The following is a 21,387-nucleotide window of genomic DNA, read 5'->3' on the forward strand; positions in this document are numbered from 1 at the left end:
AGTGCAAAACAGCGCCCGAGGGAACCGCCTGCCTGCGCACGGGGCCAGAGGCACCTTGCCAGACACGGCATCCGGGCGGCCGTTGCCTAGAACAGATAGGTCACCGCAAGGTGGATGAGAAGTCCGGCGAAGAATACGAGGCCCGCCATGCGGCCGATGCGCGTGCCCCAGACCTCGATCCGGTCGCCCTCCGGCTTGTCGTCGGCCTGCAGGTGGTCCTGCGCCCGCTTGGCCATGCGCACGAAGCTGGATCCGCCCACGGTCTCGCTTTCGGCCATCACCCGGTCGATGTCACGCAGCGCCTGCTGGCGCCGCGCCTCGTCAGCCTCGCGGGAAGGCGGGCGACCGCTCATGCGCCCCTCCGGCGATAGACGCAGAGATAGCCGCTGAAGAAGGCCAGCAGCGAGAGACCGGCCGACGCCACCGCGTTCCAGCCGGCAAAGGACAGGCCCAGCATGCGCCAGCTTGCTTCCGAGCAGCTGACGATCCGCTGGGTCTGCAGCCCCTTCAGCAGGTCGGCGGTGGTCGTCGCCATGGCAGAACCGCCGCCGCAATCGTTCGGACCCGGCCAGAAGGCCCATTCGGCCCCGGCCTGATAGACCCCGAGACCGGAGCCGTAGGCGAAGACGATGCCGACCAGAACGAGAAACGCCAGCGCCAGCAGGTTCCGGTTTTTCAGGCGGGCAATCAGCGCCAGCACGATTAGCGGCAGCGCCACGTAATAGGGCACCCGCTGTTCGAGGCAGAGCTTGCAGGGCACATAGCCGCCGAGGAGCTGGAAGCCCCAGGCCGTGGAGATGACGGCCGCGGCCCCGAGGAACAGGAGGATGATCCCGAATTTTGCCTTGAATGCCATGGGCGTCCCGCTCCTAGACGAGTTTCAGAAGGGCAAAGCCCCCGACCAGCGCCACCACGCAGACGGTGAAGACCAGCCCGAGCCGGCGCTCGATGAAATCACGGATCGGCGGGCCGAAGAAATAGAGAAGTGCCGCTTCGATGAAGAAGCGCAGCCCGCGCGAGACGAGGCTGGCCAGGATGAAGACCGGCGAGCTGAGACCCGCAGCCCCCGAGGCGATGGTGATCACCTTGTAGGGGAAGGGGGTAAGCCCTGCGAAGAACACGAACCACCAGCCCCAGGCCATGAAGGTGGCGCTGAATTCCTCGAAATAATGCAGCTTGCCGTAAAAGGCGAGGATCGGCTCGGCCACCTGCACGAAGAGGAACATGCCGATGAGATAGCCGAGAATGCCGCCCAGCACCGACATGGCGGTGCACAGGGCCGCATAGGCCCAGGCGCGCTCGCGCCGGGCGATCACCATCGGCACCAGCAGGATGTCCGGCGGGATCGGGAAGACGGAGCTCTCGATGAAGGAAACGGCGCCGAGGGCGAGCGGGGCTCGCGGTCCGGCGGCAAGGGACAGGGTCCAGTCGTAAAGGCGGCGCAACATGATCCTCTGATTAGCCGCTTGCCGCCGCCCTGTCATCCTCAAACCTTGCAGGGCAGCATATGCGGAGCCCGGGCGACCCTGCGTCGACCGCCATCGCGCACCCCGGCCGCGTGCCGCCCCTTTCAACCGGCACGGTCGACCGACCCTCACCTTCCCCCGCAAAGTCTGGCCAGCGTCCTTTGCAACGCCCACCGCGCCCCGGCAACCGGGCAAACCTTCGCCCTCCGGACGGATGCCTGTGCACAGGCTGGAAAGCCCCCGTCCGCAGCGGGGGAAGAGGATTGACGCCCGTCCCCGCCTGACTATTATCGCCCCCGGTCTGCACGCCCCCCTGGCGGAATTGGTAGACGCGGCGGATTCAAAATCCGTTTCCTCACGGAGTGCCGGTTCGATTCCGGCGGGGGGCACCACGGATCTGGCGGGGTCAGACGCGCCGGCCGGGGAAGCAGCATCCCGACACGATGGCACATACGGCACATCACGTGGCACAGGCCGGTGGATCCACCTCGGTCCCTCCTGCCTCGCCGACCGCTGATCGTCTTCCACTGGCAGCCCCCACCTGCGACCATCCCGATCCTAGAAAAAATCCCTCCGCTGCATTAGCTTGCGCGGATCAGGCTGTCCGGCACCGGAGAGGAACCATGTCCGCGCAACGGGAAATCGAACTGAAGCTCGTGGTGGCGCCTCAGGACCTGGAGACGCTGAAGACCGTGGCCGCCCCGCAAGGCGTGAGCGAGGCCCCGGCGACACCCGCGACCCTGCGCTCCACCTATGTGGACACCCCCGATCAGGCCCTGCGCCGCGCCAGGATCTCGCTGCGCCTGCGGGACAAGTCGTCCGGCCAGCGGGTCCAGACCCTGAAGATCGGAACCGGTGTGAAGGGCGGGCTTTCCAGCGCCGTCGAGATCGAGAAGCCTCTCGAGGGCGACAGCCTCGACCTGGCGCTGATCGACGATCCCCGTGCCCTGAAGGCCCTGAACCGGGCCGTTGCCGGATCCCCCCTGTCGCCGGTCTTCGAGACCCGTATCGAGCGGCATGTCCGCGAAATCCGAGCCGAACCGGACGTGAGCGTCGAGATTGCCCTGGACCAGGGCGACGTCGTGGCCGGAGACCTGCGCGCGCCCCTTTGCGAGGTGGAGCTGGAGCGTGTGTCCGGCCCGGCGGCCGGTCTCTTTGCCACCGCCCGCTGGCTTCTGGCGGATGTGCCCTTTGCCTTCTCCCCCTGCAGCAAGTCCGAGCGCGGCTATCGGCTGATGGCGGGCGAGCCGGCTTCCCCCCTTCCCCGCGGCGCGGGTGAGGACCTGATCAACCGGGAGCACCGGACCGGCGAAGCCATGACCGCCGTTCTCGCCGACTGCCTGATGCAGATCGCCGACAACCGGCTGGGCTATCTGGCGACCCCGGAACCGGAAATCGCCCACCAGCTGCGGGTGGGCCTGCGCCGGCTGCGCAGCGCGCTGGATCTGTTCCGGCCGGCGCTGGAAGAGGTTGCCGCCCGCCGTCATCTGGCAGGCCTCGCCCGCGATCTGGCCCGTCTGGTGGGCCCGGTGCGAGACCTCGACGTGCTGCGCGACGAGATTGTCGCCCCCCTGTGCGAGGCGCTGCCGGAGATTGTTTCGGCCAGCTCGCTCATGGATCTTCTGGACCAGCGGCGCAGCGCACTGCGCCAGCGCCTGGCGGACGACCTGCGGGATCCGCGCTGGAACGACCTGCTTCTCACCCTCGCGGAGCTGCTTGCCATGCGCCCCTGGGAAAGGGCGGAAGGCAAGGTCTGGGAACAGGATCTGGAAAAGACCGCAAGGCAGGCGCTCAAGCGCCGCTGGAAGGCAGTTCAGGCCTATGGCGACCGACTGGACGACCTGAGCGAGACCGAGCGGCACGACATGCGCAAGGCGCTGAAGAGCCTGCGCTACGGGCTGGATTTCTTCGACCCGCTCTATCCGGGCAAGAGGCTGAAACCCTGGCTCGCCGCCCTCAAGCGCCTGCAGGATGTCTTCGGCAGCCTGAACGATGTTGCCATGGCGGAGCGACTGGCCTCGGGCCTGGACGATCTGCCCCCGCAAGGAGCCTTTGCCGCCGGCTTCTGCCTCGCCCGGGCGCGTGCCCGCGCCGACCGGGACTGGCGCAAGGCCCGCAAGCTCTGGGACGAGCTGGCCGGACGCAATCCCTTCTGGACCAGGGACTAAAGATCCCGCGTCAGGCCTCCGGTTCGATGACCAGCTGCATCCGGTCGGCGGCCATGCGCGTGCGGGTATATTGCACCGGCCGCCCGTCCGGGGTCACGTTCACGCTGTCGAGGACCAGCACCGGCTGGCCGTCTTCCAGCCCGAGCTGGAGCGCATCCCCCCGTTCGATCAGCTCGGCCGAAACCCGGGTGCTGCGGCGCGAATAATCATCGACGCCCGCGCGCGCCAGAGCCAGGGTGAAGGAATTCGTCTCCCCGTAGATGTCCGGCAGGTCGGGAAACCGCGACTTCTCGATCCAGCTTGTCGCCACGAGAACGGGAAGCCCGTCGACCACCCGCAGGGTCTCGATCCGCCAGAGAAGCGTGCCCACCGCAAGCTCCAGCTGCGCCGCCAGAAAGGCATCCGCCTCCTCCTCCGCGCAGCCGGTCATGCGGCCCGTGGGGGTCTTGTCCTGGGACGAGACGATTTCGGAAAACCGCGTGCGGCGCCGGATCGGATAGGAAATCGGCGCCGAGGCCACGAACGTCCCCCGCCCCTGATCGGCGCGCAGGATGCCATCCGCGATCAGCGCCGCGATGGCCCGCCGCACCGTGTGCCGGTTCACCTCGAACCGGGCGGCGATCTCCGCTTCCGTCGGCACACGGCCCCCCGCCTCATAGGTGCCTGCTGCGATTTCGGCCCTCAGCCATTCCGCGATCTGCCGCCACAAGGCGATGCCGGTGCCCCGGTCGATCCGGGCCTGATCCATTTTCAACGGTGTCGTCATGGGCGTGTCATCAAACCCCGCTACCACCAAGTCAACGAGAATATTTGTCTATACAAATAGACGATTCGATGATTAGTTCAACCGGAATTCCCCTTGAGCGCCCCATGGCGCCGCCGACCGACGGACGAGAGCCCATGCACCAGTCCCCTCAGGATGCCGCCCGGACTTCCCCGGGTGCAGACCCCGCCGCGCAAGATGGCGCAGGCGCCGATGACCGCCGCCGCATCATGGCCACCCTCGCCACCGCAGACGCGACCCGCCTCGGGGAACTCGCGGCCACCCTGCCCATGCCCACCGGCCATGACCTGATCCGCCCGGCGGAAACCGGTCTCATCATGGCGCGTGGCCGCATGGGCGGCACCGGCAGCCCGTTCAACCTGGGTGAGGTCACGGTCACCCGCTGCGTGGTCCGCGTGAAATCCGGCGAAGTGGGCACCGCCTATGTGCTCGGCCGGGACAAGACCCATGCCCGCACCGCCGCCCTGATCGATGCCCTGTGGCAGAACCCGGTGCATCGCCCGGTCGTCGAGGCCTGCGTGATCACGCCGCTTGCCGAAGCGCGCGACCAGGCCCGCAACACCCTGCGCCAGGAAACGGCAGCCACCCGCGTCGACTTCTTCACCATGGTCCGGGGAGACAACTGATGACCGCATCCCCCAACCTGACATCCGCCGCCCTTGCCCCGGCCTTTGCCGACGCGGTGCATGATGCCCAGTCCTGCTTCCGCGTGCTGATGCAGGCCATGGCGCGCCCGGGCACCCTGCAGGCCTTCGATGCAGCCGCGCTTGTGCCCGAAGCGCCCCTGCCCGCAGCCCTTGCCGCCGCCGCGCTCACCCTGTGCGACTTCGACACGCCTATCTGGCTCGATGCGACGCTTGCGGCAAATCCCGCCGTCGCCGGCTGGCTGCGCTTCCACACCGGCGCGCCGATCACCAGCGATCCGGCAGAAGCCGCCTTCGCCTTCGTGGCCCGGCCCGAGTCCCTTCCCGCCCTTGCCGGCTATGCCCAGGGCACGCTGGAATATCCGGACCGCTCCACCATGCTGATCCTCGCCGTGGAGAATGGTTCGCCGGCGCCGCAGGTCCGCCTCTCCGGCCCGGGCGTCCAGTCCAGCACCGACTTCGCAGCCGCCCCCCTGCCGCCGCGCTTCTGGCCGCAGATGATGGAAAACCACCGCCGCTTCCCCCGCGGCGTGGATGTGATCTTCGCGGCACCGGCCGGCTTTGCCGCCGTTCCCCGCTCCACCGACCTGACGATCCTGGAGGCCTGAGCCATGTATGTTGCCGTCAAGGGTGGCGAAAAGGCCATCCGCAACGCCCACCGGCTGCTCGCCCGCCGTCGCCGCGGCCGCACCGATGTGCCGAGCCTCACCCTGGACCAGATCGCCGAGCAGATGGCCCTGTCCGTCGCCCGGGTCATGGGCGAAGGCTCGCTCTATGACGAAGCGCTTGCGGCCCTTGCCATCAAGCAGTCCCGGGGCGATCTGATCGAGGCCGCCTTCCTCATCCGCGCCTATCGCACCACCCTGCCGCGCTTTGGCTATTCCGAGCCGCTCGACACCGGCGCCATGCTCGTGGAGCGGCGCATCTCGGCCACCTACAAGGATCTGCCCGGCGGGCAGCTGCTTGGCCCCACCTTCGACTACACCCATCGTCTGCTGGACTTCACCCTTGCAGCCGAAGGCGAACCCGAGCTGGAAGAGGCGGAACGTGCGGCCCTGACCGACGAGGCCATGCCCCGTGTGACCGATCTCCTTTCCGAGGAAGGGCTCATGGAAGCCGATCCCCTGCCGGAAGAGGGTCACGTCGTTGGCGACCTGACCCGCGATCCCCTGTCCTTCCCCGCCGACCGTGACCTGCGCCTGCAGAACCTGGCACGCGGCGACGAAGGCTTTCTCCTGGCGCTGGCCTATTCCTCCCAGCGCGGCTATGGCCGCACGCACCCCTTCACGGGAGAAATCCGCTACGGCGCCGTCGAGGTGGAGTTCTTCGCCGAAGAGCTGGGCTTCACCCTGACCCTGGGCGAGATCCGGCTGACCGAATGCCAGATGGTCAACCAGTTCAACGGATCGGCCAAGAGCCCGCCGAAGTTCACCCGTGGCTACGGTCTGGTCTTCGGGCAGGCCGAGCGCAAGGCGATGGCCATGTCCATGGTGGACCGGGCCCTGCGCTGGGAAGAGCTCGGTGAGGAATTTACCGCCCCCGTGCAGGACACGGAATTCGTCCTCTCCCATTCCGACAACATCCAGGCCACCGGCTTCGTGGAGCACCTGAAGCTGCCCCATTACGTCGACTTCCAGGCCGAGCTCGATCTGGTGCGCCGCATGCGCAAGGAATGGTTCGCAGCCCGGGAACGGCGTGATGAAGAGCTGGGCCTTGCGGCCGGCAAGGATCAGGAGGCCGCAGAATGAGCGCCGATCGTCAGATGAACACCGGTCCCGACGAGGGCCACTACAACTTCGCCTATCTGGACGAACAGACCAAGCGGATGATCCGCCGGGCGATCCTCAAGGGGATCGCCGTGCCCGGTTATCAGGTGCCCTTCGCCTCCCGCGAGATGCCCATGCCCTATGGCTGGGGCACCGGCGGCGTGCAGGTGACGGCGGCGATCCTGGGCGCGGACGACCGGCTGAAGGTCATCGACCAGGGCTCCGATGACACCACCAATGCGGTGTCGATCCGCAATTTCTTCGAAAAGACCGCGGGCGTGGCCACCACGACCCGCACGGAAGACGCGACCGTGATCCAGACCCGCCACCGCATCCCGGAAGCCCCGCTGAGCGAGGAGCAAGTGCTGGTCTATCAGGTGCCGATCCCCGAGCCCCTGCGCTTCCTCGAGCCGCGCGAGACCGAGACCCGCAAGATGCATGCACTTGCCGAATACGGCCTGATGCACGTGAAACTCTACGAGGACATCGCCCGCAACGGCCACATCGCCACCACCTATGCCTATCCGGTGGAAGTGAACGACCGCTACGTGATGGATCCCTCGCCCACGCCGAAGTTCGACAATCCGAAGATGCACGAGATGGCGGCGCTTCAGCTTTTCGGCGCCGGGCGCGAGAAGCGCATCTACGCCCTGCCGCCCTACACCAAGGTCAAGAGCCTCGACTTCGACGACCACCCCTTCGAAGTGCAGCATTTCGACCGGCCCTGCGGCCTCTGCGGTGCAGAGCTCGTTTATCTCGACGAGGTGATCCTCGATGACAAGGGCGGACGCATGTTCGTCTGCTCCGACAGCGATTTCTGCGAAGACCGGCGCGCCAGGGGGCACGTCGGCGACATGGCCGCCGACCCGGCCGCCGCCAGCCTGACCGGCTCCGCTTCCACCAGTGCGAGGACACCCGAATGACCAGCTCCGCCCTTCCGGACCGCGCCGAGGCCCAGGCCGCCGCCGCGACCGCAGACGAGCCGCTGCTGAAGGTCAGCGGCGTCACCCGCTACTATGGCGACCGCATCGGCTGCACGGACATCTCCTTCGACCTGTGGCCGGGTGAAGTCCTGGCCATCGTCGGGGAAAGCGGCTCCGGCAAGACCACCTTGCTGAACTGCCTGTCGACCCGCCTCGCCCCCACCGCCGGCGCCATCGAGTACCGCATGCGCGACGGCGCCATGCGCAATCTCTATCAGCTGACGGAGGCCGAGCGCCGCCTTCTCATGCGCACCGACTGGGGCTTCGTGCACCAGAACCCGGCCGAGGGCCTGCGTATGACAGTTTCCGCCGGCGCCAATGTGGGCGAACGGCTCATGGCGGTCGGCAACCGGCACTATGGCAACATCCGCGACACGGCAACCAGCTGGCTGGAACGGGTGGAAATCGCTGCCGACCGTATCGACGACCAGCCCCGCGCCTTCTCCGGCGGCATGCGTCAGCGCCTGCAGATCGCCCGCAATCTGGTGACCCATCCCCGTCTGGTCTTCATGGACGAACCCACCGGCGGTCTGGATGTGTCGGTGCAGGCGCGCCTGCTCGACATGTTGCGTCGTTTGGTGGCCGATCTGGGCCTCTCGGTGATCATCGTCACCCATGATCTCGCCGTGGCACGGCTTCTGTCGCACCGCATCGTGGTGATGCGCCACGGCCGGATCATCGAGACCGGCCTGACCGACCAGGTGCTCGACGACCCGCGCGAGCCCTACAGCCAGCTCCTCGTTTCCTCCATCCTCCAGGCCTGAGGTCGCAACCATGCCCGTCCGTCTCTGTCTCAACGCCGTGGCCAAGACCTTCGTCATGCATCTGCAGGACGGATTGTCCCTGCCGGTGGTGGCCAATGTGGATTTCTCGGTGAATGCCGGTGAATGCGTCGTGCTCGGCGGCCCCTCCGGCGCCGGAAAGAGCTCCATCCTGAAGATGATCTACGGCAACTACCGCTGCGACGAAGGCCAGATCCTCGTCGTCCGCAAGCCGGACGAGATCATCGACATTGCCCACGCCGCTCCCCGCCGGATGCTGGCCCTGCGCCACGACACCATCGGCTACGTCTCCCAGTTCCTGCGGGTCATCCCCCGGGTGAGCGCCCTCGATGTGGTGGCCGAGCCCCTGCTGACCCAGGGCGCCGACGAGGAGACAGCCCGGGCGCGGGCCCGGGATCTCCTCTCCCGTCTGAATGTGCCGGAGCGCCTGTGGTCCCTGCCGCCCGCCACCTTCTCCGGCGGCGAACAGCAGCGGGTGAACATTGCCCGCGGCTTCATCGCCGACTATCCCGTCCTGCTGCTGGACGAGCCGACCGCCTCCCTCGACGCTGCCAACCGCGCCGTCGTCGTGAAGCTGGTGGACGAGAAGAAGGCACAGGGCGTCGCCATGCTGGGCATCCTCCACGATCAGGACGTGCGTGACCGCATCGCCGACCGGATCATCGACGTGACTGCCTTCCGTCCCGCAGCCTGAGAGCCGACCATGACCGCACCGAAGCTCGCCGAAACCGTCATTGATCCGACCGTCCACCTGCGCGAAGCCGAGGTCGGCCGGCGCTGCGAGGTGCTGCGCGAGACCCGGCTCGAATACGCGACGCTGGGGGACTACTCCTACCTCGGCACCTTCTGCGAAGTGGCCGACTGCACAATCGGCCGCTTCACCGCCATCGCCAACCGGGTGCGGCTGGGAGCGCCGAACCACCCCATGGACCGCGCCTCCCAGCATCGCTTCACCTACACGCCGGAATATTACGAGGCGGGACAGCAGCGCGATGCGGGCTTCTTCACGGAGCGCCGTGCCGCACGGGTCACCATCGGCCACGATGTGTGGATCGGTCACGCGGCCACCGTGCTTCCGGGCGTGACCGTCGGCGACGGCGCGGTGATTGCCGCAGGGGCCGTGGTCACCCGCGACGTCGCCCCCTACACGGTGGTCGGTGGCGTGCCCGCGCGGCCCATCCGCGAGCGTTTTCCCCCGGACATTGCGGCAAGTCTCGCCCGCATCCGCTGGTGGGACTGGCCGGAAGACCGGATCTTTGCTGAATTGCCAAGGTTCCAGTCCGCCGACATCCGCGCTTTCTGTGCGGAATTCGACCCCGCCTTCACATGCTGATGCGACCGTCATGTCTTCGACACGGTAGCCCCTTAAACCGCTGATCCTGCCGATTTCCGGCCGTGTCTGCCCAGCTTCGGATCCCCAAGAGCCCGTCCATGCGCTACGCCCTCTATTTCGCCCTCGCCCGCACAAGCCCGCTCATGCAGCTGGGCAACGGCTGGCTGGGCCGCGATCCCTTTGATGGCAAGGCTCTTTCCCAGCCCGCGATCCCCGGCATGGCACCGTCCCGCTTCGCCGAGCTGACCACCGATCCGCGCCGCTACGGCTTCCACGGAACCCTGCGCGCGCCGTTTCACGTGAAGCCGGAAATCTCCGAGCAGGATCTGCTGAAGGCCGCAGTCGGCTTTGCCGCGCGCACGGCCCCCTTCACGACGACAGGCTTCAAGGTGGCCGCGCTCGGCCGGTTTCTGGCGCTCGTTCCGGCAGCACCGGATGCAGCCCTGAACGGTTTCGCCGACGCCTGCGTGGAAGCCCTCGAACCCCTGCGGGCGCCCCTGTCCGATGCCGACCTGGCCCGGCGCCGCCAGAGCGCCCTGAGCCCGCGTCAGGACGCCCATCTCGTGGCCTGGGGCTATCCTTATGTCTTCGACGAATTCCGTTTCCACATGACCCTGTCCAACAAGCTCGAGGATGAGGGCGAGCGCGAGGCCCTGACCCGCGCGGCCGAGCGCCATTTCGCCCCCGTCACCGGCACGCCCCTGGCCGTGGACAGTTTCGGGCTCTATGTGGAACCGGAGCGAAACGCCCCCTTCACGGTGCACACGCTCTTCTCCCTCTCCGGCACCGCCGGAACGTCTTCTTCCGCTTCCCCCCGACCGGCCGCCGACACGCCCCTTGCGAGGACCTCATGACCTCTACGCCTGCTCTCTTCAAGAATGCCCGTCTGGTTCTGCCCGACAGCGAGCTGACCGGAACGCTGGTCGTCCAGGACGGCCGCATCGCCGACATTTCCCAGGCCACCCAGGTTCCCGGTCACGATTGCGACGGCGATTTCCTTCTGCCCGGTCTGGTCGAGCTGCACACCGACCACCTGGAAACCCACTATGCCCCCCGCCCCAAGGTGCGCTGGAACCCGGTGGCCGCCGTCCAGGCCCATGACGCCCAGATCGCCTGCGCCGGCATCACCACCGTCTTCGACGCCCTGCGCGTGGGGATGGACGAGGACGCCGATCTGCGTGCGCCCGACATGCGCAAGCTGGCCGATGCCATCGAGACGGGTCTGGCGGAAAACCGTCTGCGCGCCGATCACTTCATCCACCTGCGCTGCGAGGTCTCGGCCCCGGACGTGATGGAGAGCTACGCCCTCTTCCGGGACGACCCGAAGGTTCGCCTGATCTCCCTGATGGATCACACCCCCGGTCAGCGCCAGTTCGTCTCTCTCGACAGCTACAAGGTCTATTATCAGGGCAAGCGCGGTTTCACCGACGCGCAGATGGACGCCTTCATTGCCGACCGGAAGGCCCGCGCCAGCAGCCTGGCTCCGGAACACCGCCGCCAGCTTTCCGCAGCCGCCCAGGCCCAGGGCATCGGCATTGCCAGCCACGACGACGCGACCGTTGCGCATGTGGAAGAAGCCGTCGCCCTGAAGACCGGCATCGCCGAATTCCCGACCACCATGGAGGCCGCTCAGGCCTCCCGCGCCGCCGGCATGGCCGTGCTGATGGGCGCCCCCAACGTGGTGCGCGGCGGCTCCCACTCCGGCAACATCTCGGCCAAGGCCCTTGCGGAAGCAGGCTGCCTCGACATCCTGTCCTCCGACTACATTCCGGCATCCCTCATCCAGGCGGCCTTCCAGCTCGCCGACGAGGTGGAAGCGATCTCCCTGGCCGATGCCGTGGCCATGATCACGCGCACCCCGGCCCGCGCCATCGGCCTCGACGACCGGGGCAGTCTGGAAACCGGCTTGCGGGCCGATCTGGTGCAGGTGCGCATGGTCGGAAACGTGCCCATCGTGCGCGGCGTCTGGCGGGAAGGCCGCAGGGTCGCCTGAAGCGGGAGGGACATCATGACCGATATCCTGTCCCCTGCCGGCCTTGATGCCGTCTCCGGAGGGCCCCTGCTCGGGCCCGGCCGGCTGGTGCTTGTGGTCGGCCCCTCGGGCGCGGGCAAGGACACCCTGCTCAACGGCTTGAGGGCCCGCCTCTCTGCCCGGCAGGACTGCGTCTTCGCCCGCCGGCTGATCACCCGCGACACGGACGGCGAGACCGAGGATCATGACAGCCTCGGCCACGACGAATACCGCCAGCTCTCCGGCTCCGGAGAGGTTGCCCTGTGCTGGGAAGCGCATGGCCATGGCTATGTCATCCCGAAGAGCTGCGACGCCCACATCACGGCCGGCCGCATGGTGATCGCCAACGGCTCGCGCCGCGCCCTGCCTCAGGCTCTGGCGAAATATGATGCGGTTACCGTGCTGCTGATCACGGCGCCGAAGGACGTTCTGGCCCAGCGGCTGGCCGCCCGTGGCCGGGAAAGCGAAGAGGAAATCCGCCGTCGCCTCGACCGATCGGATCTGGAAGTCTCCGGCGTTCCCCACGTGGTGCGCATCGAGAATACCGGCACCGTCGACCAGGGCGTCGACGCCATCATGGCCGCCCTCGGGCTCTGAGCCCGCCAGACCCTTGCAAGGAACTGACACCCGAAGGGATCCGGCGCGGAGGCTTCTCCGCGCCCGAAACCGGATTTGCCCTCAGTTCTTCTTCTTGCCGAACCCGAAGCCCTGAAGCAGGCCGGGCGGCAATCCGAGCCCCTCTTCGACCGCCTTCAGCACTTCCTCGTCGTCGGCCTCGCCCTCGATGACCTTTTTCACGTCGATCTGGACCTTGCCGTTGGTCGCCTTGTCGATCGCCTGATTGGCCGCATCGGCCAGCGTGTCCTGATCGACCTTGCCGCCGTTGCGGACGATCTTCGCCAGCTCGCCGCCAACGCTTTCCAGCTGCTTGTAGGCCGCCTCCGGGTTCTCCAGGATCCCCTGCAGATCCGGATAGATCTGCGGCTTGGCCCAGGACCCCTTGATGATGATCGGAACGCCGAGCCCGGCCAGCGTCTTGTCGCTGCCCTTGCGGCGCGGCACGGGGGCCTGACCTTCCAGCGTCGGCACCACCTTGGGCTCCACGCGCCAGTCGAGGGTCTTCGCCGGCAGGGACGTGGTGCCCGCCCCGGTCATGCGCAGCAGCGGACCCTCCAGATAGAGATCGGAGTTGGTCGCAATGCCCTGCGCCAGCTCAAAGCTTGCTGTGAGCGAGCTGAAGTCGGTCTTTTCCTCTTCCGCACTGTCCCAGCCGAGCAGGGTTTCCAGCGCAAGTCCGCGCAGCATCTTCGGGATGTTGACGCCGTAGAGCGCCCCATCGGCCACGGAGAAACTCGCCGATCCGGCCAGCGCCGACACCAGCTCCAGCTGACTACGGCCCTGCGTCGTCACGTCCAGGGTGATCGCCGCCCGCCCGTCGAGCCAGCGCATGCCCGCCGCATCGGACAGAAGCGGCCGCGCCGCCACATCGGCAAGGGACAACTTGGCCGAGATCGATGCCGGACTTGCCGCCGACACCCGAAATTGCGCCGTTCCCTTGCCCTTGTAGAGCGACACGTCGCTCAGGTCCGCCGTCAGCACCCCGTCGGCAAGGCCTGCCTTCAGGGTCGCCGCATCCAGGGTGATCCCCTCATAGGACAGGGCCTTCACCCGGGCCGTGAGATCCAGATCGAAGAGGGTGAGCGCCGACAGATCCAGCGGCGCGGAGCTCCAGGCCGCAGAGGCGCCGGGAGAGCCTGCGCCCGCTGCAGCCGCCTTGCCGGCAGCCGCACCGGAGGACCCGCCATCGCTGCTGAAATAGGGGTCCAGCACCAGCTTGTCGAAGGCAAGCTCGCCGGTCAGCTTCGGCTTGCCGGAAAGCGACAGACGGCCGGTCGCCGTGCCGGCCGTGTCATCCACCTGGAAGCCCGCGTCGCGGAAGGTCAGGGCCTCGCCCTCCTGCGTGAACGTCCCGCGCACGCTGAACTGGCGCAGGCCGTTGCCCGCGGGCACCGGGCGGCCAAGCATCGCCAGAACCCGGCGCAGATCTGCCGTGTCGAACACCAGGGCGCCATCTGCCGAGCCGGAGAGCGACACCGCACCGTCATACCCCAGCAGGAAGGGGGATCCCTTCAGGCGCAGGGTGGTCGGCGCGGCCTTGCCCGCCGCCAGGGCCGCAATCGCGCTTTCGCCCTGCAGGGTGAAGCTTTCGCCCAGCCAGCCCATGGAACCGCTGAGCCGGAGCGGCGCCTCGCGGCCGTCCATGTCGAGGGAGAGGGTCAGATCACTCACCGCATCCGCCGAGGAGGGCAGTCCGAGCCGGTCCGCCAGCCCAAGGTTCCGGATCGCCCCATTGCTGACCTTCAGGCCACCGGCGAGCTTGAGGGCCTCGCCCAGATCCTGCGGAGAGGCAGCCTCTGCCGCGAAGGTCAGGTCACCGGCCACCCGGCCGCTAGCCTGCATCGTCAAGCCTGCAGCGCGCAGGAGATCGGCCAGATCCCCTTCGCGAACCCGCAGCTGTCCGTTCAGTCGCGACGCACCCTCGGCCAGCGCCGCATCCGCCGTGCCCTCGAGGCCGAGCGACCCGATGGTCCCCGTGAGATTGCTGATCGACAGATCCGTACCGGTCATCTTCACGGCAGCCGACAGTGCAAAACTGTCATTGGCCAGGGCCTCGGCCTCCGCCGGAAGGCCGGAAGCGTCACCACCACGCAAGGCGGACGCCAGCGCCCCGAGGCGCGGACCCGACGCCGTGACCACCAGATTGACCGCAGGAGAGGTCACCCGCACCGCGCCGCTGATCCCGAGTTCCGCCTCCGCAAGCGTCGCAGTAATCTTGACGGACGAGCCCTTGCCCCGCACCAGCTCCAGCAGGCTGTCGACGGTGCCCGTGGCGGTCACCGGCTGTCCCTGCCAGGCAAAGCGGCTGTCGAGCGTCGCCTCGCCATCCAGATCCGGCGCGGTAAGGCTCAGGTCCAGATCGGAAATCTCATGACGCACTCCGCTGCGCCGGTCGTGATAGACAGCATGGCCACCCTCGATCTCCAGAAGATCGACCCCGATGCGCGACAGGGCGCCAAGGCTTTCGGCAGAGCCTGCGGGTGCTTCCGCCGAGGAGGTTGCAGGGGCGGCAGCCGGTGCCGCGTTTCCGGCCGCCGGCTCGCTCACGCCCAGGATCGCAGCAGCTTCCTGCGCAGGGGTCAGCTGCCGGCGCGGCGCCCAGCTCGTCAGTCCGGAGGGCCCGATTTCAAGGAAGAGATCCGGATTGACCAGATGAACGCCGGTCAGCCGGGCCTTGCCATCCAGCAACCCGCTCCACGACAGGTCGAGGCGCACCTCGTCCGCCCGGGCGAACTCGATGCCATCGGCACCAGCCTCACCGGAAATGCCGACCTTCTCGGCCACGAGGGAAAGACGGGGAAACGCCGAGATCCGCACGGGTCCATCGAGGCGCAGCCGCCATCCGGCCGCCTCCTCGACCTGGGCAACAACCTGCGCCTTCAGGGTTCCAACAGGCACCACATAGGGTGCCGCCACAAGTGCCCCTGCCAGCAGACAGAGCACGCCAGCCAGACCGACAAGCCATCGCCGCATCATGTGTCTCCCCACGTCGAATCACCCGGAACCTTACGACAAGGCAGCCGGAGTAGGCGAGGCACAACTGCCCCGGCGGGACATGGTGAGACAAGAATGCGGGAAGAAGGTGTCAGACCGTGAGGTGGCGGCGGACCTCCTGCTCGTCCAGCTCGGCACGGCTTCCGGCCAGAACCACCTCGCCCCGATCCATCACCGCGAAGCTGTCGGCAAGATCGCGGGCAAACTCGAAATACTGCTCCACCAGCACGATGGCCATGTCCCCCTGATCCCGCAGCCACTCGATCGCCCGGCCGATGTCCTTGATGATCGACGGCTGGATGCCTTCGGTCGGCTCGTCCAGAACCAGAAGCTTCGGCCGCGTCACCAGAGCACGGGCAATGGCCAGCTGCTGCTGCTGCCCGCCGGAAAGGTCGCCACCCCGCCGGGTCAGCATGGACTGCAGCACGGGAAACAGCTCGAAGATCACCTCCGGAATGGTGCGGTCCTTGCCGCGCACGCAGGCATAGCCGGTCTCCAGGTTCTCCTTCACGCTGAGCAGCGGGAAGATCTCGCGCCCCTGGGGCACGATAGCAATGCCGCGCCTGGCCCGCGCATGGGGCGCAAGCTTCGAGACGTCCTCGCCATTCCAGGTGATCCGACCGGCGGAAATGGGGTGCTGCCCGACGATAGCCCGCAAGGTGGAGGTCTTGCCCACCCCGTTGCGTCCCATGAGACAGGTGACCTTGCCGGTTTCCGCCGTCAGCGACACGCTCTTGAGCGCCTGCGCCGCGCCATAATGCAGATTGATGGTCTCAACGTTCAGCATGGTGTCTCACCGCCCGAGATAGGTTTCGATGACCCGCTCGTCGGCGGACACGTGATCCAGCGAGCCTTCCGCCAGAACGGAGCCTTCCGCCAGACAGGTGACCTTCACGCCCAGCGCGCGGATGAAATGCATGTCGTGCTCCACCACCACCACCGAATGGGTCCGGGCGATGTCCTTGAGCAGTTCGGCGGTTTCCATCGTCTCCGCATCGGTCATGCCGGCGGCCGGTTCGTCCACCAGCAGCAGCTTGGGGTCCTGGGCCAGCAGCATGCCGATCTCCAGCCACTGCTTCTGGCCATGGCTGAGATTGGCCGCCAGCTCGTCACGCTTGGACGACAGGCGGATCAGGTCGAGCAGCTCCTCGATGCGCTTTTTCTCCGCGCCTGAAATGATGTGGAACAGGGTCGAGAAGGGACCGCGCGGCGCCTTCAGCGCCATTTCCAGATTGTCCCAGACCGTATGGCTTTCGAAGACCGTGGGCTTCTGGAACTTGCGGCCGATGCCGAGCTCGGCAATCGAAGCCTCGTCCTCGGCCGTCAGATCCACCACCCCGTCGAAATAGACGTCGCCCTTGTCCGGCCGGGTCTTGCCGGTGATGACGTCCATCATCGTGGTCTTGCCGGCCCCGTTCGGGCCGATGATCGCCCGCATTTCCCCGTGGGCGATGACGAGAGACAGCTCGTTCAGCGCCTTGAAGCCGTCGAAGGACACGGAGACGCCGTCGAGATAGAGAAGGGTATTCTGACGCGACATGGTCTCACTCCGCGGGCTGGGGCTGGGGTTCGGCATCGACACCGGCTTCCCGGCGCGCACTGGCCCGCCGGTCCCTCAGCGCCGTGTATCTCTCGCCGATGGTGCCGATGATGCCCTTGGGCAGGAACAGGGTGACCACCACGAAGAGCGCTCCCAGGGCAAAGAGCCAGACATCCGGCAGGGCTGCGGTGAACCAGGTCTTGGAGAAGTTGACCAGCACCGCCCCGAGCACCGCGCCCACCAGCGTGCCACGCCCGCCGACAGCCACCCAGATCACCACCTCGATGGAATTGGCCGGCGCGAACTCGCCCGGATTGATGATGCCCACCTGCGGCACGTAGAGCGCCCCGGCAATCCCGGCCATCATGGCCGACAGCACCCAGACGAAGAGCTTGTAGTGCTCCACCCGGTAGCCGAGGAACCGGGTCCGGCTCTCCGCATCGCGCACCGCGACCAGCACCTTGCCGAGCTTGGAGCGGGTCACGAAGCGGCAGATGAGGAAGCAGACGATCACCGCAAGACCCGAGGCGACGAAGAGACCGGCACGGGTCGTGTCTTCCTGCACGTTGAAGCCGAGGATGTCCTTGAAGTCGGTCAGGCCGTTGTTGCCGCCAAAGCCCATGTCATTGCGGAAGAAGGCGAGCAGCAGCGCATAGGTGAGCGCCTGGGTGATGATCGACAGATAGACCCCCGTTACCCGGGAGCGGAAGGCGAACCAGCCGAAGACGAAGGCCAGCACGCCGGGCACGACCAGCACCATGAGGAAGGCGAACCAGGCCATGTCGAAGCCGTACCAGTACCAGGGCAGCTCCTTCCAGTTGAGGAAGACCATGAAGTCCGGCAGCACCGGATCGCCATAGACCCCGCGGGTGCCGATCTGGCGCATGAGATACATGCCCATGGCATATCCGCCCAAGGCAAAGAAGGCGCCGTGACCGAGGGACAGGATGCCGCAATAGCCCCAGACCAGATCCACCGACAGTGCGAGCAGCGCATAGGTCAGATACTTGCCCATGAGCGTCACCGCATAGGTGGGCACGTGGAAGAAGCTGCCCTCGGGCACCGCCAGGTTGAGCACCGGCACCAGCAGGGTCACCGCCAGCAGCAGGGCGACAAAGACACCGGCCTTCGCGTCGAGGGTGCGGAAGAGATAGGAGGTCATCATGCTTCGACTGCCCGGCCCTTGAGGGCGAACAGACCCCGCGGACGCTTCTGGATGAACAGGATGATGAAGACGAGCACCAGGATCTTGCCGAGCACCGCCCCCGCATAGGGTTCGAGGAACTTGTTGACCACGCCGAGCGTCATGGCGCCGACCAGCGTGCCCCACAGGTTGCCCACGCCGCCGAAGACCACGACCATGAAACTGTCGATGATGTAGCCCTGACCCAGGTTGGGCGAGACGTTGTCGATCTGGCTGAGCGCCACGCCCGCAATCCCGGCAATCCCGGACCCGAGGCCGAAGGTCAGCGCATCGATCCAGGGCGTGCGGATGCCCATGGACGCCGCCATGCGCCGGTTCTGGGTCACCGCCCGGGTAAAGAGACCGAAGGAGGTGCGCTTGAGCACCAGCATCAGCCCGGCAAAGACCAGCATGGCAAAGACCACGATCCACATGCGGTTGTAGGTGATGGTGAGCTGGCCGAGATCGAAGGCACCCGACATCCACGCCGGATTGCCGACTTCCCGGTTGGTCGGCCCGAAGAGCGACCGCACCGCCTGCTGCAGGATGAGCGAGAGGCCCCAAGTGGCCAGCAGCGTTTCCAGCGGCCGGCCATAGAGGAAGCGGATGATGAAGCGCTCGACCCCGACCCCGATGGCCCCCGACACGAGGAAGGCGAGCGGCAGGGCGATGAACAGCGAATAATCGAAGAGCCAGGGCGCGGAGCCGCGAATGATCTCCTGCACCACGAAGGTGACATAGGCCCCGATCATCACCATCTCGCCGTGGGCCATGTTGATGACGCCCATCACCCCGAAGGTGATGGCGAGCCCGATGGCGGCCAGCAGCAGAACCGAGCCGAGCGACAGGCCGTACCAGACGTTCTGGGCATTGTCCCAGAGCGCCAGAGACTTCTCGATGCGGCGGATGGCCGTGTCGGCGGCCTCGCTGACCGGCCCTTGCGTGGCGCTGCGCAGCCCGATCAGGAGCGAGAGGGCGTCCCGGTTGCCGGCGCTGGCGATGGTTTCGATGGCGTCCAGCTTCTCAGCGTCACCACGGTCGGAATTGAGAAGGGCCGCGGCCCGGGCCTGCTCCATGACCACACGCACGTCATCATCGGTCTCCTTCGCAAGGGCCGTTTCGAGAACGTCGAGAACCTCTGGATCGCCCGCCTTGAACACGGCCTGGGCGGCTGCAAGCCGCACCGTCGGATCGGAAGACAGAAGCGTCAGGGAGCCGAGCGAGGCGTCGATCACCCGTCTCAGCTTGTTGTTGACCTTGATCTTGTCGATGTCGCGCTTGGCCACTTCGCCCGCATCCGCGCCCGTCAGGGGATCGGTCAGGGCAAAGCCCTTGCCCGCCTTGCGGGCGATGAACACGAGGCCGTCTGCCTTACGCACATAGAGGTCGCCGGCGCGCAGGGCCTGAAGCGTCGAGGCCACGACCGGATCGCCCGAGGCGACGAGCGCCTGGATCTGCCGTTCCGTATCGTCGTACTTGCCGGACGCCAGTTCGTTCACCAGCGGCCGCAGCGCTTCATGGCTGTCGTCCGCCCGCACCGGACCCATCGCGACGGTCAGCAGGCAGAAGAGCGCAAGAAAGGTTTTCAAGAAGGACATGGCCACCGGCTTTCGGAAAATCATGCGCCTGCCGTTTGGCAAGAGGCGCCTGAGGCACCGGTCGTAAAACCGGTGCCGATCGCGCAGGCCTCTCTTTCACGGATGGAAAAAGAGGCGGGAGACGGGGGCTGCACCCGCCTCCCGCAAGGCTGGGATGCTTATTCAGCGCCGCCGCACTTGCCGGTCTTCACGTTGAAGTTGCCGCAGGACATCGGAGCGCGCCAATCGGAGATCAGGTCCTTGGAGCCTTCCAGGTAGTCGGACCAAGCATCGCCCGGAACGAGGCCGGCGGTTTCCCACACGGTTTCGAACTGGCCGTCTTCCTGGATCTCGCCGATCAGCACCGGCTTGGTGATGTGGTGGTTCGGCATCATGGCCGAGTAGCCGCCGGTGAGGTTCGGCACGGTCACGCCGACGAGGGCATCGATGACCGCATCCGGATCGGTGGTGCCGGCGGCCTCGACGGCCTTGACCCACATGTTGAAGCCGATGAAATGCGCTTCCATCGGATCGTTGGTGACCCGCTCCTCGTCACCGATGAAGGCGCGCCAGGTTTCGATGAACTCGGCGTTGATCTCGGCATCCGCGGACTGGAAGTAGTTCCAGGCAGCCAGGTGGCCGACCAGCGGCGCGGTGTCGAGACCGGCCAGTTCCTCTTCACCCACGGAGAAGGCGACGACCGGAATGTCTTCGGCCTTGATGCCGGCGTTGCCCAGTTCCTTGTAGAAGGGCACGTTGGCATCGCCGTTGATGGTGGAGACCACGGCGGTCTTCTTGCCGGCGGAGCCGAAGGTCTTGATGTCGGACACGATCGTCTGCCAGTCGGAATGACCGAACGGCGTGTAGTTGATCATGATGTCTTCTTCGGCGACGCCCTTGGCCTTCAGATAGGCTTCGAGGATCTTGTTGGTCGTGCGCGGATAGACATAGTCGGTCCCGGCCAGGACCCAGCGCTCGACGCCTTCCTCGTTCATCAGGTAGTCGACGGCCGGAATGGCCTGCTGATTGGGGGCAGCACCGGTGTAGAACACGTTGCGCTGGGATTCTTCGCCTTCGTACTGGACGGGATAGAAGAGGATCGAGTTCAGCTCTTCGAAGACCGGCAGAACGGACTTGCGCGACACGGAGGTCCAGCAGCCGAAGACCGCATCCACCTTGTTCACTTCGATCAGCTCGCGGGCCTTTTCGGCGAACAGCGGCCAGTCGGAGGCCGGGTCGACCACGACGGCTTCCAGCTTCTTGCCAAGCAGACCGCCCTTCTTGTTCTGCTCATCGATGAGCATGAGCATGGCGTCCTTCAGGGTCGTTTCCGAAATGGCCATGGTGCCGGAAAGCGAATGCAGAACGCCGACCTTGATGGTGTCTTCGGCGGCAAGGGCGCCGCCAATCATGGTGGAGCCCATGAGACCGGCCAGAGCGAATTGAGCGAAAATGTTCTTCATGAAATGTCCCCTTGTCTTGACCTCACCGGAGCCCGGCCGGTGCGCGGCGGAAGATGTCCGCTGTCGGGGAAGGAT

At 66.7% G+C, this 21,387-nt stretch carries 21 protein-coding genes and 1 tRNA gene; 12 read left to right on the top strand and 10 right to left on the bottom strand.

Annotated features, from left to right (window positions below; translation table 11 throughout):
- Positions 1-86 precede the first annotated feature (86 nt).
- Genes FR728_RS13255 through FR728_RS13265 form a run of 3 tightly spaced genes read right to left on the bottom strand, consistent with a single transcriptional unit; the run spans position 87 to position 1,448 of the window.
- Positions 87-353, bottom strand: coding sequence for a hypothetical protein (locus FR728_RS13255; protein ID WP_149893205.1), 267 nt, complete (start codon positions 351-353; stop codon positions 87-89).
- The gene (locus FR728_RS13260) at positions 350-856 is read right to left on the bottom strand and encodes a disulfide bond formation protein B (RefSeq protein ID WP_149893206.1); all 507 of its coding nucleotides are present in this window, start codon (positions 854-856) and stop codon (positions 350-352) included. The genes FR728_RS13255 and FR728_RS13260 overlap by 4 nt, the downstream gene beginning before the upstream one ends.
- Before the next feature lie 13 nt (positions 857-869).
- A complete protein-coding gene (locus FR728_RS13265) occupies positions 870-1,448 on the bottom strand; it encodes a YqaA family protein (RefSeq protein WP_149893207.1) in 579 nt (192 codons plus the stop codon).
- 325 nt (positions 1,449-1,773) lie between these two features.
- Between FR728_RS13265 and FR728_RS13270 the strand changes: the two genes are divergently transcribed.
- Both FR728_RS13270 and FR728_RS13275 read left to right on the top strand, forming a co-directional pair.
- Positions 1,774-1,858, top strand: a tRNA-Leu gene (locus tag FR728_RS13270).
- 231 nt (positions 1,859-2,089) lie between these two features.
- The gene (locus tag FR728_RS13275; RefSeq protein WP_188318904.1) at positions 2,090-3,634 is read left to right on the top strand and encodes a CYTH and CHAD domain-containing protein; all 1,545 of its coding nucleotides are present in this window, start codon (positions 2,090-2,092) and stop codon (positions 3,632-3,634) included.
- 10 nt (positions 3,635-3,644) lie between these two features.
- On the opposite strand, the gene phnF is transcribed toward FR728_RS13275, so the two are convergent.
- Positions 3,645-4,400 (bottom strand): phosphonate metabolism transcriptional regulator PhnF, encoded by a 756-nt coding sequence (phnF, locus tag FR728_RS13280; protein ID WP_208998810.1) that lies wholly within the window; start codon positions 4,398-4,400, stop codon positions 3,645-3,647.
- 134 nt (positions 4,401-4,534) lie between these two features.
- On the opposite strand from phnF, the gene phnG reads away from it, so the two are divergent.
- The 10 genes from phnG (at position 4,535) to phnN (ending at position 12,534) form a co-directional block, all read left to right on the top strand.
- The gene (gene phnG, locus FR728_RS13285; protein ID WP_208998811.1) at positions 4,535-5,044 is read left to right on the top strand and encodes a phosphonate C-P lyase system protein PhnG; all 510 of its coding nucleotides are present in this window, start codon (positions 4,535-4,537) and stop codon (positions 5,042-5,044) included.
- Entirely contained in the window at positions 5,044-5,670 is a 627-nt protein-coding gene (gene phnH, locus FR728_RS13290; protein WP_149893209.1) for a phosphonate C-P lyase system protein PhnH, read from the top strand. The genes phnG and phnH overlap by 1 nt, the downstream gene beginning before the upstream one ends.
- Positions 5,671-5,673: 3 nt before the next feature.
- Positions 5,674-6,810, top strand: coding sequence for a carbon-phosphorus lyase complex subunit (locus FR728_RS13295; protein ID WP_149893210.1), 1,137 nt, complete (start codon positions 5,674-5,676; stop codon positions 6,808-6,810).
- Positions 6,807-7,751, top strand: coding sequence for an alpha-D-ribose 1-methylphosphonate 5-phosphate C-P-lyase PhnJ (locus tag FR728_RS13300; RefSeq protein ID WP_280115344.1), 945 nt, complete (start codon positions 6,807-6,809; stop codon positions 7,749-7,751). Before FR728_RS13295 ends, FR728_RS13300 begins: the two co-directional genes overlap by 4 nt.
- Entirely contained in the window at positions 7,748-8,575 is an 828-nt protein-coding gene (gene phnK, locus FR728_RS13305) for a phosphonate C-P lyase system protein PhnK (protein WP_149893211.1), read from the top strand. Before FR728_RS13300 ends, phnK begins: the two co-directional genes overlap by 4 nt.
- A 10-nt stretch (positions 8,576-8,585) precedes the next feature.
- A complete protein-coding gene (gene phnL, locus FR728_RS13310) occupies positions 8,586-9,287 on the top strand; it encodes a phosphonate C-P lyase system protein PhnL (RefSeq protein ID WP_149893212.1) in 702 nt (233 codons plus the stop codon).
- A 9-nt stretch (positions 9,288-9,296) separates the two neighbouring features.
- A complete protein-coding gene (locus FR728_RS13315) occupies positions 9,297-9,926 on the top strand; it encodes a DapH/DapD/GlmU-related protein (protein WP_149893213.1) in 630 nt (209 codons plus the stop codon).
- A gap of 98 nt (positions 9,927-10,024) precedes the next feature.
- Entirely contained in the window at positions 10,025-10,780 is a 756-nt protein-coding gene (locus tag FR728_RS13320; protein WP_149893214.1) for a DUF1045 domain-containing protein, read from the top strand.
- On the top strand, positions 10,777-11,919 hold the full coding sequence (locus FR728_RS13325; RefSeq protein WP_149893215.1) for an alpha-D-ribose 1-methylphosphonate 5-triphosphate diphosphatase: 1,143 nt from the start codon (positions 10,777-10,779) through the stop codon (positions 11,917-11,919). Before FR728_RS13320 ends, FR728_RS13325 begins: the two co-directional genes overlap by 4 nt.
- 15 nt (positions 11,920-11,934) lie before the next feature.
- Entirely contained in the window at positions 11,935-12,534 is a 600-nt protein-coding gene (gene phnN, locus FR728_RS13330) for a phosphonate metabolism protein/1,5-bisphosphokinase (PRPP-forming) PhnN (RefSeq protein WP_149893216.1), read from the top strand.
- Positions 12,535-12,615: 81 nt separating this feature from the next.
- Here the strand turns inward: phnN and FR728_RS13335 are convergent, their stop codons facing one another.
- The 6 genes from FR728_RS13335 to urtA form a co-directional block, all read right to left on the bottom strand.
- The gene (locus FR728_RS13335; RefSeq protein WP_149893217.1) at positions 12,616-15,531 is read right to left on the bottom strand and encodes an AsmA family protein; all 2,916 of its coding nucleotides are present in this window, start codon (positions 15,529-15,531) and stop codon (positions 12,616-12,618) included.
- 109 nt (positions 15,532-15,640) lie between these two features.
- A complete protein-coding gene (gene urtE / locus FR728_RS13340; RefSeq protein ID WP_149893218.1) occupies positions 15,641-16,336 on the bottom strand; it encodes an urea ABC transporter ATP-binding subunit UrtE in 696 nt (231 codons plus the stop codon).
- 6 nt (positions 16,337-16,342) lie between these two features.
- The gene (gene urtD / locus FR728_RS13345; RefSeq protein WP_149893219.1) at positions 16,343-17,089 is read right to left on the bottom strand and encodes an urea ABC transporter ATP-binding protein UrtD; all 747 of its coding nucleotides are present in this window, start codon (positions 17,087-17,089) and stop codon (positions 16,343-16,345) included.
- A gap of 4 nt (positions 17,090-17,093) precedes the next feature.
- Positions 17,094-18,254 carry an urea ABC transporter permease subunit UrtC gene (gene urtC / locus FR728_RS13350; protein WP_149893220.1) on the bottom strand — a complete coding sequence of 387 codons (1,161 nt, stop codon included), beginning with the start codon at positions 18,252-18,254 and terminating at the stop codon, positions 17,094-17,096.
- Positions 18,251-19,870, bottom strand: a complete 1,620-nt coding sequence (gene urtB, locus FR728_RS13355) for an urea ABC transporter permease subunit UrtB (RefSeq protein WP_149893221.1) — start codon at positions 19,868-19,870, stop codon at positions 18,251-18,253. The genes urtC and urtB overlap by 4 nt, the downstream gene beginning before the upstream one ends.
- A 158-nt stretch (positions 19,871-20,028) precedes the next feature.
- Positions 20,029-21,312, bottom strand: a complete 1,284-nt coding sequence (urtA, locus tag FR728_RS13360; protein ID WP_149893222.1) for an urea ABC transporter substrate-binding protein — start codon at positions 21,310-21,312, stop codon at positions 20,029-20,031.
- Positions 21,313-21,387 lie beyond the last annotated feature (75 nt).

This window comes from Roseibium aestuarii (assembly GCF_008477545.1).
Classification (GTDB): domain Bacteria; phylum Pseudomonadota; class Alphaproteobacteria; order Rhizobiales; family Stappiaceae; genus Roseibium; species Roseibium aestuarii.